This is a genomic window from Rhizorhabdus sp. P4_G6 (assembly GCF_056401045.1).
Map to the genome: position 1 here is coordinate 1 of NZ_JBFUKC010000034.1, position 15,368 is coordinate 15,368.

Consider the following 15,368-nt stretch of genomic DNA (forward strand, 5'->3'; position numbering starts at 1 on the left):
GTCAAAGGCGAGCCGCACCTGACACGCGGGTAAACAGCATTAGAGTAGAGAGGCTCTCAGCTGTTAGGATTGACGGCTTGATCGCTTGAACTGCTTTGGAATCTTGAGACGCCGGCCCATTACGGCATCTGGGCTGTGAGGAACCCCTGTTAAATGCCATTGTACCACGCCCAGCCGTTCCGGATCGGTCCCGCGCGACCCAGGTCGTCGAACTTATCGGTGACGACTATCCGTCGCAGGAATTTCAAGCTCTTGTAGCCGATCTGCCGCTCGACCCTCAGGCGCAGCGGTGCGCCGTGGCCGATGGGCAGTTCGCGCCCGTTCATCCCGTAGGCGAGGATCGTTTGCGGATGAAGCGCATCGACCATGTCGATCCCGTCCGCCATCAGGTCGAAAGTATGGAACTGGACGAAGCGCCCAGAGGGGCGGACACCTGCCGCGGCGAGCACCGTACGCAGCGGCACGCCGGTCCATTCTGCGATCGCGGTCCAGCCTTGCTCGCATGTGTGCCTGGTGATCTGGGTGCGCGATTGCATTTGCTTAAGTTCGGCAAGTGAAAAACTCTTCGGATTGTTCACGCTGCCTTCGACTTTGAGCCGCCAGTCGGCGAAATCGCCTTTCCGAAGCGCCGCGTAGGCTTCACCGCCTTGCGGATCGTGGAGACCCACATCCGACCGCGAAGGGTCGATCGTGCCGATCGCCGGCATCGAACTAATCTGCGAGCGATCGTATTCGGCCACCAATGCGGTGCGCGAGAGCAGGAGGCGCTGCGCGTTGTATGTCAGATTGTCTCCCATCCTCAGAATGTTGCCATAGGTCGGCGGCTGCTGATCGCTGCAGCCGGAGAGCAACAGGCCACCGCTGGAGGCGAGGCCTCCGATAAGTGCGCGGCGCGAGAGTTGGAGGGGCCTGTCGGTCATGTCAGTTCCCCAAAATCATCCCGCGCAACTGCCGCAGCGGGCCGGTTAGAAGGATCATCGCGATGTGGATGAGCAGGAAGATCGCAAGGAACGTAAAGGTGAAGAAGTGGATCGTGCGCGCCGACTGCGCGCCGCCAAAAATGGCGAGCAAGATCGGATAATCCGCCGTGATCGCGGGCGACATGGAGATCCCGGTTAGGAACATCAGCGGCAGGGCGAGGAACACCACCAGCGTATAAGCGAGCTTCTGCAGGATGGCGTAGGGTGGACCGGGCTCGGCGGCGGGCATGGGGAGACGTAGATGCGCCTGGACGTCCTGCCATACGTTCTTACGCCTAAGTTCGTCCCGCCGCGGCCACAAGACGCGGCGGGCGTGGCCGGAGGCGAAGGCGAAGGTCAGATAGGCGAGCAGCCCGGCCAAAAAACACCACGCGGCGAGGAAATGCAGGCTGCGCGCCCAGGAGTTCTGATTCCATGGCTCCACCAGCAGGTTGGCGGTCACCGGGCTGTCGGGCGAGGCGAAGAACGGCCTTCCGGGAGCAAAGCTGATATTATGATAGTTCGGGCCGAGCGGAACCTCGAACAGGGGCTGGATGAGATCGTTTCCGGCATTGCCCCAATAGAACCGCGGATGCGCCATCAGAATGGTGACGCCGGTATAGATCAGCACGAGAACCGCGCCGGCGATCAGCCAGTGTGTCAGCCGCACCCATAATCGGTGGCCACGCGACCCGATATTCGCTTCGGCTTCGCTCGCCCCTGTCATCCAACCTCCTGAGGCCTCAATGTGATTCCGCTAATTCATACTTGGCCATCCTGCTATTCAGAGGTCGGATATTCACCGGAATAGCGGTCATCCGCGGCATGGCGTTTATGTGCTGATAGTCCTGATCGGCCGCCATGAGGGCTCCGACGCAAACGCCCCCATCTTCATCCATCTCCTCGCCCGGGACCATACCCCAGCCATGCGCGATGGATATCACCCCAGGCCGCATCGTCTCATCTGCCTCGGCGATCGCCGTGATCCTGCCGACATCAGATTCGAGTTCAATATGATCGCCATTCTCTAAACTCAGAGCAGTCATGTCGTCGGGATGAATAAAGGCAGGATTAAACTTCGATTTTGCACGAATGCTCGGCATGCCGATCGTGCCGACGCTGTTGAATACATGCCGCATTCGACGACTGCTAACCAGATAGCTGAATTTCTTGCCGTGGCTGACGATGTTGCCAGGCGCGATCTCATATCGGAGAGCTTCTTCCAGTTCGGCCCTCACGTCATCAGGCATCACATCGAACTTGGCCGTGCCTTCCGGTCGAGGGGGAGCCACATAGGCTGACGGGAATTCGAATGAATGGCCGCTGGGATATTTTTTCATCTCGTCCAGCGATACGCGGCCATCCGCAGCGCGAATGCTGAGCAGATCGTCGGTGGTAACCGTATCCAAATCCAGATAGGTCGTGTGATTATATTGAATCTGCAACCCGAGCCTTTTTGCAAGACCCGTATATAGCTGCCAGTCCTCGATCAGTTCAGACCCGGCGGGGGGCGAAACAACCGGCGGTGTATATTGTATCCAGTTTATGTCTGTGAAGACTACGGTGGGAATTGTCAGCGGCAAATCCGCACGTTCATAGGGCATCGTCGGGGGTAATATATAGTCGCAATATCGGGCAGTCTGCGTCATGAACGGATCGATAAGCACCGACAATTCCAGCGCCTCCATCGCTTCAACCATGCGCTTCTGACCCGGAATCGCGATGACCGGATTGCCACCCTGGATCAGCAGCCCACGGATTTGCCCCTTGCCCGGGGTGAGGATCTCGTCCGGAAGCGCACCGGTCATCTCCTCCCTGTTGAGAAGTGTGCCCATCCCGCGGATGCGACCCGGCGGGAGCTTTTCCCACGTGCGACTCGCTGGGATCACCTCGGGATAGATCGGCCTCTCCGGACTGAGCATTTCGACAAGCGTGCGGTCACCCTCCCGAAGATAGCGACCGCATACGACGTTCAAGCAATCTACCAGATGCTGCGCAACATTCGAGTGCGGTCCAAAGTTGTTGCCGGTGCCRGTCGTAGCCGGTCCACGTCGCGAGTCATGCGCGAACATCTTGGCGGCCGCGCGCAGCTGGCCCTCCTTCAATCCGGCTCGGCGCGTCACCATGTCAGGTTCGAATGGGGAGACCGCCTCGCGCAGCGCGGCCATTCTCTCCGGACCGACGAACTGATCGCAGAACTCGCGGTCCTCCCATCCTTCCTCCAATATGATGCGAATAAGACCTGCGGCGATTGCCGCGTCCTGGCCCGGAATCGCCTGAAGATGGATATCCGCGTAACGAGCGGTTTCCGAAAGCCGGGGATCGATGACGATCAGTTTCATCCCCCTGGCTTTCGCCGCTTTTATCTTGCGGACCGGATCCGACATCAAGAAATTGAGCGAGGCGTGCGAGAGCACGGGATTGCCCCCGAACACCATCACGACATCCGCGGTATCGACGCGCTGCTGGCCCGCCGCCCAGAATCCCATGCGCTCATAGGACACCATCTTCGCGGACTGATCTATCGTGTTCGTCGTATAGAAGTGCCGAGACCCCAAGGCCTGCATGAATGGCGTATGGATCGAGAAGGCGGCAGAGTTGAAGTTTGCTCCGTTGCCGATGAACAGGCCTAGCGCTTCGGGTCCGTCCCGGTCCATGATATGCCGCATCTTCTCGGCAATCTCATCCAACGCCTGCTCAATGGAGATGCGCTCGAATGTCCCATCGGGCTGACGCTTCAAAGGATGGAGCAGGCGATCAGGACTGTATTGCGCTTCGTGGCTCTGCAAGCCTTTGAAACAGGCATAACCGTTGCTCATCGCATTGTCGTGATCACCGCGGATGCTGATGATCCGCTCCTGATCATCGACTGTCAGCTTTGTGCCGCAGCCCGCTGTACAAGTTCTGCAAAAGGACGGCACTGTCCGCACGGTCAGTCTCCCAGGGCGATTTCCAAGCGATCGGGCGAGATTGCTGGCCAGGAAAATCGCGATAAACAAAAAATCAGAGCGGCGATCTGCTTCAATCAGATAGCCCAGAGTAGCGTTAGTTCCCTGTCATGCCGGCTCGGCGGACAGTTCTTCGAGGACGTCTCGGGTCAATTCGGGGGTGAGCTTGATGAAATGCCCATCGACGGTCGGCGGGAAGGATGTGAGCCCGCCCAGTATGTCGGTCTTCGCCAGAATCACGGTCGGCCGGTCCGATGCCAGCGCATCATCCATGCCCTGCCGGAGCGCGTCCACGTCATGACCGTCGCATTCGATGACGTTCCAGCCGAAGGCACGCCATTTGTCAGCGATCGGTTCAACCGTCGTGACGAAGGTGACCGGACCGTCGACCTGGGAATTGTTGACGTCCATCACCGCGATCAGGTTGCCGACCTTGTGATGGGCGGCGAACATCGCCGCTTCCCAGGTCTGGCCTTCCTCCATCTCGCCGTCGCTGATCAGCGCGATCGTCCGCCCGCCGTCGCCGGCGAACCGCTGGGCAAGCGCCAGGCCGATGCCGCCCGAAAGCCCTTGGGCCAGCGAGCCGCAGGTGATGTCGACAACCGGTGTACGCTCCGTGCTGATCGCTTCCAGAAGCGCTTCGTCCTTGCCATAGTCCGCGAGCGCCTCGCGCGGGATAAGGCCGATCTCCGCCGCGACGGCGTAGAAGGTGATGGCATAGTGCCCCGGCGACAGCACGAAGCGGTCCACGCCCTGGCGCCAATATCTCTCGCCGAAGATCACCGCCATGATCTCGGCCGTGCCGAGCGCCTGGCCCAGATAGCCGAAGCCCTGGATATCGACCATGTTGACGGCGTTGACGCGAATCCGCCGGGCGAGGTCTTCGGTGTTGGTGGGCTGTGTCATGCCCCATCCTCCTTGCAATATTCAAACATCTATAGCGACCGGCAGAAAGCCGCCGCGAAGACCGACGGTCTTGGGGAAGCCGGCCAGGCCATGGTCCCGCGCGGGCCCTTTCGGGCACCGGAAACTGTGAAACATGACCGCTGTCAGAAGCGAATGGGCGATGAGCAGGCCGGCTGCGATATGGATGACCATGGGCGGCAGAAAGCCCGCCCGGATGATCACGACCGCTCCGCCGATTTCCAGCAGGATCGCCAAAGCGAGCGCGATGCCGGGCATCGCCCTTCCCTTTTCCTTCAGCACGACCGTGATCGCAGCGAAATTGGCAGGCTTGTTGATCGACCCCGACCAGAGGGACATGCCTGCGAGGAGCACCTTCGCGAACAGATCGACTATCGGCATGGCACTTCCACCCGCTCTCCAATCAATGACGCTGGGCGCCGATCGCCGACAAATCGATCTCCATTAGCTGCCGGCGCCGAAATTCGAGCGGCGACACGCCCAGATCCTGCCGGAACCGCCGAGAGAAATAGGCATGGTCTTCGAACCCGCATTCGAACGCCACCTGGGAGACGCGCCTGTCGGTATAGATCAACAGCTCGCGCGCATGCTGCAGCCGCGCCTTGAGCAGAAGCTCGCCGAATGTCTGCCCGGTCACCCGCTTGATGCGGGCTGCCAGGCAGCTTGTAGAGATTGCGAGGTGACGGGCCGCTTCGTGGATCGACAGGTGCTCGGCAAGATTGGCCTCGATGAACTGGCGCAATTCGTCAATCTTGTCCGAAGCGCCCTCATGCTGCTCCATCTCGACCACCTCGATGATCTCGCTCTCAAATGCTTCCAACACCTCCAGCAGCAGGATGGACAGCTGCGCGCGCGCATATTGCTCCGAGCCCAGGCTTTGCGAGCCGTTGCGTTCGATCAGCGAGGTCCAGATCCTCTGGAGCTTCTCCGTCAGGCAGGGATCGCATTCGTAGCGCATCTGCTTCTGCCCCAAGAAGGGAAGAAGTTCGGGCGCTGCGCTCAGCGTGCTCGGGTGCGACCACAGGCGCTGGGCATCTGCCGGCAATTCGGGATGCAGGAATTTCAGGTTGAACTGGACGGAGAGGCTGGCGGTGTGCCCGACGATGGTTGCGCCATGGCGCAACCCTGGCGGGGTAAAGATCAGGCTGCCGGAATTGGCTTCGATCTCCAGACTGCCATGATGCTGCACCCGGCGGCCCGACAGGATCAGCAGCGCTTCGAAATGATCGTGCGCATGGACGGGAAAGACGCCGCCGCGATGGCTTTCCTGGCGAGCCAGGAAATATTCCCCAGTGTCGCCCAAGACGGTCGATGTCGAGAGATCGCTCACCATTTCCTCCCATTGCGGAGTTGCAGGAATTGACCTTGCTACTTGACCTAAGCATGCCAAGTCGAAGGCCGTTAGGATAACCAACTTGATTATTGGACGAAAGGCCCGTCGGGCCCGGCGGGCGACGAAGTCCAGCGCGGCCCAGTCGAGGTCGGCCCCGCGGCCGCCGTGGCTTCGAGAAAGCTGTCGCGAAGTAGGCAGCCAGGGAAGCGGCGCCTGCCGGTCCCTTGCGCTACTTCAATCGAGGTGGACCCCTTCGGACAAGAGTGCGCGTTCCGCGCTTATCCTTGGCGTCGATGAGGATGGGCGACTGCGCTACGCGGGCAAGGTCGGACGTGGGCCGTCAATGATGGCAAACCGCGTCGCGGCCGGGAATGGATGAGATACCTCTCTGTGCTCGACGGAACTCGCTTGGGCTCATACCGGCCTCCCGTACGAAGGCGGCGGAAAAGCTGCTGTGCGACGAAAAACCTACCTTATACGCGATTTGCTTGAGCGGCATTTCCGTCGAGCCAAGCAGCGCACATGCTGAGTTGAACTGATTTCGCGCGATATGGCGCGAGAGGGTAACGCCCGTCGCCGCTGAAAACAGCCGGTTAAGGTGGCGGCCGGACATGCCCAGTTCGTCGGCGATCATCGTGACCGTAGGGAGGCCATTGTAGTCGTGGAGCATTTCGTCGATGCGTCGGAGTTGCCATGACGCGAGCACGCTACCTTGCTCATGTGTCACGCGATCGAAGCGCATCAGTTCGACGAGAACCGTTGTCATCAGCGCTTCCACGAGGACGTTCGATCCAAAACTCGGGGCCTTTATCTCAATCAGCACCCGATGCAGGGCACTGGCTATACGGCCATTGTGGATGTCGACATCCGGCGGGGCCTCTGCCAGTTCGCGGAATTCTTCTCCTATCCGACGGAAAACCTCTTCGAGATCGAACTGGCACGCGAGAATACGGAAACTGCCGCCCGGGTTCATGCAGTGAAGCGTGAGATTGGCCGGACGGAAGACGATGCCGCCAGCCGTCAATTCATCGCTATATTGCTGCCCCCTCTTGATTCGGATCTTCGAAGGAGTGGGAGGCGGCTTGATCATGAGCGCCATGGTGGGATAGGGATCGCAATAGACATGCTCGACCGGCTCGGCCCAAGTATAGTTGCGTATCTCTAGTTCGCCGCCGCCGAAGCACTGCTTCGCCTCTGTCTTGAAATCCGCGCATTCCATCGTCAGCGTCCCGCAATAGGGCTGCGCCTAACGAAGTCGCGATGAAGCATATATCGGACCGAAGGCATGACGACTCTCCAACCAGATTTACGATTTTGTTTTCTCAGATGAACGATGCGCCAGGTTAGAACATCTGTAAAGACGGGGTCCGTTCGGCAAATCATGCGAAAAGCTGCACCGCTTTGCCTCCATCGACGTTCAGGCATGTGCCCGTGACGTAAGCAGCCGCATCCGACAGGAGAAACAGGATCGGCGCGGCGATCTCCTCGGCGCGCGCGGCGCGCAGCATCGGGATCTTGCTTTCGGCCGAAAGCTTCAGCGCCGGATCGGTATCGAAGAATTCGGCGGCATGGGGCGTCTCGACCAGCCCCGGGGCGATCGCGTTGACCCTGACGCCCGACGGCGCGCCCTCCATGGCTGCGACCGCGCTCAAATGGATGATCGCCGCCTTGCTGGCTGAATACGTCGCCATTCCCGGCATGGCCCTTAGTCCGTTGGTGGAGGAGATGTTGACGATCGATCCGCTGCCCTGCCGCGCCATGATCCGCATCGCTGCGCGCGTCCCCACAAATACGGCCTCGGCCCCTCCTCGAAAGGCTTCCCGCCATTGCTCGTTGCTGGCGTCTGCTACGGGGCCATAGGTATAGGAGGACGCATTGTTGACCAGGCCGTCCAGCCGCCCTTTGCTTTCGGCGACGCGGGTAATCGCCGCGTCGAGCGCCTCCGCATCGGTGACATCAACCGAACAGGCTTCCACGGAAACGTCCATCGCGCCTATCTCGTCGCGGAGCGCGTGCAACCGCTCGGCGTTGCGCGCGATCAGGACGATGTCGGCCCGCTCCTCGGCCAGCATCAGGGCCGTTGCCCTACCGATACCGAGCGTTGCGCCGGTCACGACGACAACCTTGCCGTTCATCGTTCTCGTCAGGCCCATCACATCCCCTCAATATGGTGTCGCGCATCGCCGCCGGCGCGCATGTCTTTCCATATCGACCGTCGCATCGACGTCGGTCGAAGGCGGGTGATCATGGGCATGCTTCATGTGCTTATGCTCCATAAGGCATCTCCATGCATTTGCATCGATCGGTCCACATCGCGCTAAAGGATGTCCGGTTCGAAACAGCAATCCGCGCTTGTGAGCCGTGCTGTACCAGCCAATAGCTGTATCGATGGCGAGCGAATGCAAGGCCCCGTCGCGCGGCCCAGCAGGACGGCGTGAGAGAATCATCCGCGCGGACGCCGTCTGAACTGGAGATTGAAAAGGATGTTGTCGGATGTCGCTCTGGTCGTGCGCGGCGGGACCATCGTCGATGGGACGGGCAAGCCCCCCTTCAAGGCGGATATCAGGATTCAGGGCGACAGGATCGTCGAGATCGGGCCCGATCTCGACACGACGGGATGCGAGGAGATTGACGCGACCGGATGCCATGTCGCGCCGGGCATCATCGATATCCACACCCATTATGATGCGGCGCTGTTCTGGGATCCCCGAGCCGATCCCATCTCCCTGCACGGCGTCACGACGATATTGATCGGCAATTGCAGCCTGGGCCTCGCCCCGGTACGCGCGGCCGACGTAGACATGCTCGGTGCGCTGTTCAGTTATATCGAGGATCTGCCCCGAGACCTCTTCGCTTCGGAAATTCCCTGGAACTGGGTAAGCTTTCCGCAATATGCCGCGACGATGCGCGATCGCCGATGGGGCGTGAACATCGCGGCCCTGGTGAGCCATTCGCTGCTGCGCCAATATGAAATGGGCGGCAAGGCCTGGAGCGACCCGGCCTCGCCCGATCAGGCCCGCGCCATCGCCACGACCGCCGAGGCCGCGATGGCTTCGGGGGCTTTCGGCATCTCGACCTCGCGGTTCGATCGGTCACCCGCAGGCGATCCGGTGCCGAGCTTCCATGCCGACGATGCGGAGCTGGGCGGCCTGTTCGAGGCCGTCGCCTCGCACGGCGGGCTGGTGCAGGTCATTGCCGATCTGAGCGACACCGAGACCTGGATCCGCGACCTCCGCCGCTTCGGAGAGCATGCGGGCCGGGACAACGTGCCGGTGGTGTCGAACGGCATTTATCAGCGCGCCGACGATCCCGCCCAAGCGGCGGCGCTGCTGGAAGCCGGCCGCGACATGCAGCACGCTGGAATCCCGTTCTACCACATGGTCTCTCCGCGCTCGATCGAGCTGTTGGTCAGCTTCAAGCAGAGCATGTTGTTCATCTATGTGCCGGCTTTCAACGAGATGGTTCAGCCATCGCTGTCGCGCGAAGAGAAGCTGTCGATGCTCGCTGATCCCGAATGGCGCGTGCGTGCGCGCTTCGACTGGGATAATATGAAGGGTGGTTTCCCGAGCAACGGCGCCGAGAGGTCGCTGCGCATCATCAAGGTGGGGACACCCGCCAACGAACCTTACCTCGGCAAAACCTTCGACATCATCCTCGACGCCCGGCAGGGCCATCCGGCCGACATAATCGCCGACTGGGTGATCGAGAATGATCTCGAGGCGGAATTCGTCCACCGCTACACCAACACCGATCCGGAAGCAGTGGCCGAACTTCTCGCAGCGCCCGAGAATGTGATCGGGGCCAGCGATGCGGGAGCACATGTCGGCATGTTCGACGGCGCCGGGGACAGCACCTGCGTGCTTGCCGAATATGTGCGCGATCGCAAGGCGATGACGATCGAGGAAGCGATCGCGCGGATGACCGGTGACCTCGCCCAGCTCATCGGGCTCGCCGATCGCGGTATCATCCGGACAGGTAAGATCGCCGATCTGTTCGTGTTCGATCTCGATGCGCTGCATTGGGCTCCGGAGATCAAGGTAACCGACCTCCCTAACGGTCATGCGCGCTTCCGCCGTCCGCCGGGCGGCATCCGCTACACGCTGATCGGCGGCAAGATCGTCCAGCGGGACGGCCGCTACCTCAGCGGCCTGCACGGCCGTTTCCTGGGTCCGGCGGATCGCACCGTCGCGACCGGCGTGGACAGGAGCGCGCGCCGATGACCGATCGGCCGGAACCGATGCCCGACCAGGCGGCCTTCATCTCCTTGCGCGACGGCGCGTCGTCGGAAATTCGGCCGAGTCTCGCCACCGATCGAGTTACGCGCTGGCATGGCGATCATGACGTGATCGTAATCGGTTTTGGCCTTGCCGGCGCCAGTGCGGCCCTGGAAGCCGCGGACCAGGGACAGGATGTCCTGCTGGTTGATCGGTTCGACGGCGGCGGCTCCAGCCAGATGAGCGGCGGTATCGTCTATGCCGGGGGCGGCACGCACGTCCAGAAAGCCTTTGGCGTCGAGGACTCGCCCGCCGCGATGGCCGATTATCTGCGGCGAGAAGTCGGGGGCTTCGTTTCCGACGAAACGGTGCGGCGTTTTGCCGAGGACAGCTGCGATTCGCTGGCGTTTCTCGAACGCCATAACGTGCATTTCAGCGGGCCGCGCGCGCCGAAGAAAACATCCTATCCGACCGATGAATTCTATCTCTATTTTTCCGACAACGGTGAGGCGCCCGCTTATCGCGGAGCGCATCCGCCCGCCGAGCGGGGGCATCGGGTCAAGAATCCAGAGCTGGTCCCCGGCGCGCGCCAGCTAGAAGGCGTCAAGCCGCACGGTGGATTCTCCGAGGGTGGAGATTGCGGCTGGTATCTGATGGCGGCGATGAAGGAGGCGGTTCGGGATTGTCCCCGCATCACCGTCCTGCGCCAGGCCAGGGCCGTGCGGCTGGTGACCGAGCAAGAGCGCGTCATTGGCGTGGAGATGTCGTCGTTGCGCGGGCCAGCCGCTGCCCTGCATCGCTGGGCGGAGCGCATGGCCAACAAGCTGACCTTGCAGGTCGTTGGCGGCCACCGGCCGTTCGCCGCGCTGTTCCGCACCCTGGAGGTATTCGGCAGGCGGCGTCGTTTCCGGGGCCGATCAGGCGTCGTGATCGCAGCGGGCGGCTATATACGGAACCGCGCGATGATCGACCGCTTCGCGCCGGACTATGCACGGACGATGCCGATCGGCAGCTTCGGCGACGACGGCGCGGGTATCCGCCTGGGCGTGTCGGCCGGGGGCGCGGCCGACCATCTCGACCGTGTATCAGCGTGGCGATTCATCAATCCACCGTTTGACTGGACGAAGGGCGTGATCATCGGCGCGGCGGGAACCCGGCTGGTGAATGAGGAACTTTATGGCGCCCATATCGCCCGCGCGATGTGCGAGGCTTCGGGCGGACGGGCGTGGCTGGTCTGCGACGCGGCGATCTGGGCGTCGGCCTTTGCCGAAGTCGATGCGGGCAGACTGTTCGACTTTCAAAAATTCCCGGTCAACCTGGCGAAAAGCAGGGCGCTGTCGGCAGACAGCATCGAGGCGTTGGCGGCGGCGATGGGAGTGCCTTGCGCACCCATGCGGGAGGCGATCCGGTCGTACAGCGACGATGCGGCGACCGGCGCGGTCGATTCCCTTGGGAAAAGCGACGACTGCCGTCAGGCCTTCGCAGCCGGCCCTTATTATGCCGTCAGCCTCGCCCATGAAATGCCGGTCAGCCCGTTGTCCGCGATCAGCACGGGAGGCCTGCGCGTCGAGGAATCCAGCGGCAATGTGCTGGACGCGGCGGGCGGAAAGGTCGAAGGGCTGTTCGCGGCGGGACGAAGTGCGGTCGGGCTGCCGGTCAACAATTATGTGAGCGGACTGTCGCTCGCCGATTGCGTCTGGTCGGGACGCCGCGCCGCTGCGGCTATCGCGGCGGCCGCGCGCCAGGACTGAACAGCGGGATATGGATGACGATGCCATGAACACTACCCCCGACGCCATCCTGTTCGAAGATCGCGATGATGGGATCGCCATCCTGCGGCTGAACAGCCCCGCTACCCTTAATGCCCTGACACGCGAAAGCGTCGCGCTTCTGAACGAGCGGCTCGATGCGATCGCCCAGACCACGTCGGTGCGGGCCGTGGTACTGACCGGAGTGGGACGCGGTTTCTGCGCGGGCCAGGATGTCGGCGTAGCGAAGACGCGCGGCGACGGTTCCGGCAACGGGGTCGTCGAGCGAATGCTCTGGCAGGAACGCTATTCGGGCATGGTGCAGCGACTGATCGGATTGCCGCAAGCCGTGATCGCGGCTGTGAACGGCCCCGCCGCGGGCGTCGGCATGGCATTGGCGCTGGGGGCCGACATCCGCGTCGTGTCCCGATCCGCGAAATTTGTGATTGGCTCGATCCGCCTGGGACTGCTCGGCGGCGAAAGCGGGATCAGCTATCTGCTGCCGCAACTGATCGGCGCGTCGCGCGCGTTCGAGATCATGCTCACCGGGCGTACGATCCCCGCACAGGAAGCCGATCTGATCGGGCTCGCGGCCGACATCGTCGACGACGACCAATGCGAGGCGAGGGCACTGGAGATCGCGAGGCAGATCGTCGCGAACAGTCCGTTCGGCGTCGCCTATACGAAGCGGCTGATGTGGGACAATCTCGATGCCAGCCGGCAAACCGCGCTCAACGCCGAGAACGCGACCCAGATCCTGGCATCAATGACGTCGGATTATAAGGAGGCCCTGGCGGCGTTCGTCGAAAAGCGCCCCGCAAGCTTCAAGGGGGCGTGACGGTCCAGGCCTCCGTCCCTTTCCGGCGCGCCGGACGCAGCGAGCTTCAGCCGAAATCCTGCGATGCGTCGATCGCGTGCAGCCCGCCGTCCACGGGGATGGACGTGGCGGTAATGTAGGAGGATTCGCGAGACAGCAGAAAGGCAACAACGGCCGCAAGTTCCTCGGGTCGCCCAGGCCGTTTCAGGGGAACAAGGCGAGTCGCATGATCGTAGGCACCCTCGATGCCGCCGAAGCGATCGGCAAGCTGGCGCATCCCGGCATCCGCCATTTCGGTCCTCGTCCAGCCGGGCAGAACGACATTAGCGCGAATTCCGCTGGACGCCTCCTCGACCGCTATCGTCCGGACGAGGGCGGTCAGCGCGGCCTTGGAGGTGACATAGGCCGCATAGCCCGCCGTGGCGCGCTGAGCGCCAAGCGACGATATTGCCACGACGCCTCCCCGAGCCTCGCGCAGCGCGGGCAGGGCCGCCTGAACGAGCCAGAGGACAGCTTCCAAATTGACGTCGAGGGTCCTGCGCCATGTATTGGCGTCCAGTGCTTCCACCGCAGCATATTCGAATATGCCGGCGTTGCAGACCAGCCCACCGATCCGCCCGAAGTGCTCCAACGTGCGGGCGACGATAGTGGCGCCGACGCCCGGCGTGGCGACGTCGCCGGCGATGGCAAGACAACCCGTTTCACGCGCAATCTCTTCTAGCCGGTCCGTGCGCCTGCCCACGGCCGCGACCTGCCAGCCGTCCGACGTCAGGCGCCGGACCACGGCAGCGCCGATGCCGCTGCCGCCCCCGGTGACGATCGCCACGTCCTTCGTCATGTCATGCGCTCTCAGCCATGCAACAGGCTTTCGACCCTGGCGTCCGACGCCTCGGGCGCAATGTCGAAATATTCGCGGGTCAGCCGCGCGACGAGATCGTGTACCGACGGGATGTCGTGGATCAAGTCGATGCCCTGTCCGGCGCTCCAGATCGTCGCCCATGGCCGGGCGCCTTCGGGCAGATGCGAATAGTCCGACTTGTGATTGAACTTGCCGTCCGGCGGCGGGGGCAGGTTGTCGGGATCGAGCCCGTGCTGCGCAAGCGATGCACGAAGCCAGTTGGCGGGCGCGCCGCCGAGGCCGTTGGTGAAAATCAGATCTTTCGAACCGCCGTCGACGATCATCTGCTTATAGGCGTCGTCCGCCGCGGCCTCGCGGGTAGCGATGAAGCGCGTGCCCATATAAGCCATGTCGGCGCCCAGAGCCAGCGCGGCGCGGATCGATGCGCCGTCGGTCAGGCCCCCGGCCATCGTGACGATGCCATCGAACATGGCGCGGATCCGCGATACCAGCGCGAGATGGGACAGCGTGCCCGAATGGCCGCCGCCGCCCGCGCCGATTGCGTTGATCCCGTCGGCCCCGGCCTCAATCGCCTTTTCGGCAAAACGGATCGCGGTCGCGTCGCACAATATCTTGCCCCCCTGATCATGGACGCGCTGGATCAACTCGGTGGGATTGCCGGTGGCGCTGATAAAGATACTGACGCCCTGTTCATGACAGAAGGCCAGGTTCTCGCGCATCTCCACTTCGTCGAGTGCCGTCGAGATGTTGATCGCGAGCGGCCCGATCGGGCGGCCAGGATGGGCATCGCGGAACCGCTCGGTCGCGTCATTGATCTCCCGGATCGCCGCCTTGAAGCTTTGGAAATCACGGAAATTATGCCGCGGCAGGCCACCAACGATGCCTGCGGTCCGGCAGGCGATCATGAGATCGACGCCGCTGATGAAGAACATCGGTGCGCAAATCAGGGGCAGCGCCAGGCCCGCCGCCGATTTCGCGCCATCATTCCGCAACGCGTTATCCTTCCTGGCCATTCCATATTCCCCCGATGCGAGGGATCACAGGATGATCCCAACCTTGTTGTAACCCGCGACGGTACCGATATCGTCGGCGAGCTCGATCTCGCTTTCCACCAGGCGGAAGTCGGGCGCCTTATCCAGAAGAGCTTCGAGGAACGCCTTGACCTCAAGCCGGGCCAAGTGTGAGCCGAGGCAGCGATGTGGCCCCATCCCGAAGGAATAGTGGCGGATTAACTCGCGGCGAAAATCGATCTTGTGTGGATCGTCGTATTCGGCAGGGTCGCGGTTCGCCGCCGCCCATGACATGAAGACATGTTCGCCGGCCTCGATATGCTGTCCGGCGATCGTTACGGGCTTTACCGCGCACCGTGAATTACCCTGGGTCGGCGGGAAGACCCGCAGGAACTCCTCAATCGCATTATCGATCAGGTGTCGGTTCTCGTTCAGGTCGTGCAGATACTCGGGGTTGTGGCCCAGGAACACGCTGATGCGCCCCATCAGCGCCTGCGCGGTGTCGAAGCCACCGCCGAAGATGATGAGCACCATGCTCTGGATCTCGTCCATGCGG

At 62.3% G+C, this 15,368-nt stretch carries 14 protein-coding genes; 3 read left to right on the top strand and 11 right to left on the bottom strand.

The genetic code is table 11. The features are described 5' to 3' along the window. Positions 1–149: 149 nt before the first annotated feature. The 8 genes from AC1DPF_RS18175 to AC1DPF_RS18210 all read right to left on the bottom strand — a co-directional run bounded on the left by AC1DPF_RS18175 (position 150) and on the right by AC1DPF_RS18210 (position 8,317). Positions 150–920, bottom strand: coding sequence for a molybdopterin-dependent oxidoreductase (locus tag AC1DPF_RS18175; RefSeq protein WP_477873099.1), 771 nt, complete (start codon positions 918–920; stop codon positions 150–152). A 1-nt stretch (position 921) separates the two neighbouring features. After that, positions 922–1,686 (bottom strand): cytochrome b/b6 domain-containing protein, encoded by a 765-nt coding sequence (locus tag AC1DPF_RS18180; protein ID WP_477873101.1) that lies wholly within the window; start codon positions 1,684–1,686, stop codon positions 922–924. Positions 1,687–1,702: 16 nt separating this feature from the next. Further along, a complete protein-coding gene (locus tag AC1DPF_RS18185) occupies positions 1,703–3,958 on the bottom strand; it encodes a molybdopterin-containing oxidoreductase family protein (protein WP_477962767.1) in 2,256 nt (751 codons plus the stop codon). Between the two features lie 57 nt (positions 3,959–4,015). Further along, the gene (locus AC1DPF_RS18190) at positions 4,016–4,813 is read right to left on the bottom strand and encodes a transketolase (RefSeq protein WP_477873105.1); all 798 of its coding nucleotides are present in this window, start codon (positions 4,811–4,813) and stop codon (positions 4,016–4,018) included. 21 nt (positions 4,814–4,834) lie between these two features. Further along, a complete protein-coding gene (locus tag AC1DPF_RS18195; RefSeq protein WP_477873107.1) occupies positions 4,835–5,212 on the bottom strand; it encodes a hypothetical protein in 378 nt (125 codons plus the stop codon). Between the two features lie 22 nt (positions 5,213–5,234). After that, positions 5,235–6,164 carry a cupin domain-containing protein gene (locus AC1DPF_RS18200; RefSeq protein WP_477962769.1) on the bottom strand — a complete coding sequence of 310 codons (930 nt, stop codon included), beginning with the start codon at positions 6,162–6,164 and terminating at the stop codon, positions 5,235–5,237. Positions 6,165–6,504: 340 nt separating this feature from the next. Then, the gene (locus tag AC1DPF_RS18205) at positions 6,505–7,383 is read right to left on the bottom strand and encodes a helix-turn-helix transcriptional regulator (RefSeq protein ID WP_477873111.1); all 879 of its coding nucleotides are present in this window, start codon (positions 7,381–7,383) and stop codon (positions 6,505–6,507) included. A gap of 160 nt (positions 7,384–7,543) precedes the next feature. Further along, entirely contained in the window at positions 7,544–8,317 is a 774-nt protein-coding gene (locus tag AC1DPF_RS18210; RefSeq protein ID WP_477873113.1) for an SDR family NAD(P)-dependent oxidoreductase, read from the bottom strand. Between the two features lie 330 nt (positions 8,318–8,647). Here AC1DPF_RS18210 and AC1DPF_RS18215 point away from each other — a divergent pair, with 330 nt between their 5' ends. The 3 genes from AC1DPF_RS18215 to AC1DPF_RS18225 are packed head-to-tail and all read left to right on the top strand — an operon-like array spanning position 8,648 to position 12,964. Continuing rightward, positions 8,648–10,384: an N-acyl-D-amino-acid deacylase family protein gene (locus AC1DPF_RS18215; RefSeq protein WP_477962771.1), complete on the top strand. Its 1,737-nt coding sequence runs from the start codon at positions 8,648–8,650 to the stop codon at positions 10,382–10,384. Further along, positions 10,381–12,129 carry an FAD-binding protein gene (locus AC1DPF_RS18220; protein WP_477962773.1) on the top strand — a complete coding sequence of 583 codons (1,749 nt, stop codon included), beginning with the start codon at positions 10,381–10,383 and terminating at the stop codon, positions 12,127–12,129. The genes AC1DPF_RS18215 and AC1DPF_RS18220 overlap by 4 nt, the downstream gene beginning before the upstream one ends. A gap of 25 nt (positions 12,130–12,154) precedes the next feature. Beyond that, on the top strand, positions 12,155–12,964 hold the full coding sequence (locus AC1DPF_RS18225) for an enoyl-CoA hydratase/isomerase family protein (protein WP_477962775.1): 810 nt from the start codon (positions 12,155–12,157) through the stop codon (positions 12,962–12,964). Positions 12,965–13,010: 46 nt separating this feature from the next. On the opposite strand, the gene AC1DPF_RS18230 is transcribed toward AC1DPF_RS18225, so the two are convergent. The 3 genes from AC1DPF_RS18230 to AC1DPF_RS18240 form a co-directional block, all read right to left on the bottom strand. Further along, positions 13,011–13,781 carry an SDR family NAD(P)-dependent oxidoreductase gene (locus AC1DPF_RS18230; protein WP_477962777.1) on the bottom strand — a complete coding sequence of 257 codons (771 nt, stop codon included), beginning with the start codon at positions 13,779–13,781 and terminating at the stop codon, positions 13,011–13,013. A gap of 11 nt (positions 13,782–13,792) precedes the next feature. Beyond that, positions 13,793–14,815 carry an NAD(P)H-dependent flavin oxidoreductase gene (locus AC1DPF_RS18235; RefSeq protein WP_477873123.1) on the bottom strand — a complete coding sequence of 341 codons (1,023 nt, stop codon included), beginning with the start codon at positions 14,813–14,815 and terminating at the stop codon, positions 13,793–13,795. A 24-nt stretch (positions 14,816–14,839) separates the two neighbouring features. After that, a partial coding sequence (locus AC1DPF_RS18240; RefSeq protein ID WP_477962780.1) for a cytochrome P450 occupies positions 14,840–15,368 on the bottom strand: 529 nt, incomplete at its 5' end.

What these genes read in the sequence shown, in the direction of transcription:
- AC1DPF_RS18175 (WP_477873099.1), bottom strand. Translation starts at nt 920, where the DNA reads ATGACCGACAGGCCCCTCCAACTCTCGCGCCGCGCACTTATCGGAGGC.
- AC1DPF_RS18180 (WP_477873101.1), bottom strand. Translation starts at nt 1,686, where the DNA reads ATGACAGGGGCGAGCGAAGCCGAAGCGAATATCGGGTCGCGTGGCCAC.
- AC1DPF_RS18190 (WP_477873105.1), bottom strand. Translation starts at nt 4,813, where the DNA reads ATGACACAGCCCACCAACACCGAAGACCTCGCCCGGCGGATTCGCGTC.
- AC1DPF_RS18195 (WP_477873107.1), bottom strand. Translation starts at nt 5,212, where the DNA reads ATGCCGATAGTCGATCTGTTCGCGAAGGTGCTCCTCGCAGGCATGTCC.
- AC1DPF_RS18200 (WP_477962769.1), bottom strand. Translation starts at nt 6,164, where the DNA reads ATGGTGAGCGATCTCTCGACATCGACCGTCTTGGGCGACACTGGGGAA.
- AC1DPF_RS18205 (WP_477873111.1), bottom strand. Translation starts at nt 7,383, where the DNA reads ATGGAATGCGCGGATTTCAAGACAGAGGCGAAGCAGTGCTTCGGCGGC.
- AC1DPF_RS18210 (WP_477873113.1), bottom strand. Translation starts at nt 8,317, where the DNA reads ATGGGCCTGACGAGAACGATGAACGGCAAGGTTGTCGTCGTGACCGGC.
- AC1DPF_RS18215 (WP_477962771.1), top strand. Translation starts at nt 8,648, where the DNA reads ATGTTGTCGGATGTCGCTCTGGTCGTGCGCGGCGGGACCATCGTCGAT.
- AC1DPF_RS18220 (WP_477962773.1), top strand. Translation starts at nt 10,381, where the DNA reads ATGACCGATCGGCCGGAACCGATGCCCGACCAGGCGGCCTTCATCTCC.
- AC1DPF_RS18225 (WP_477962775.1), top strand. Translation starts at nt 12,155, where the DNA reads ATGAACACTACCCCCGACGCCATCCTGTTCGAAGATCGCGATGATGGG.
- AC1DPF_RS18230 (WP_477962777.1), bottom strand. Translation starts at nt 13,781, where the DNA reads ATGACGAAGGACGTGGCGATCGTCACCGGGGGCGGCAGCGGCATCGGC.
- AC1DPF_RS18235 (WP_477873123.1), bottom strand. Translation starts at nt 14,815, where the DNA reads ATGGCCAGGAAGGATAACGCGTTGCGGAATGATGGCGCGAAATCGGCG.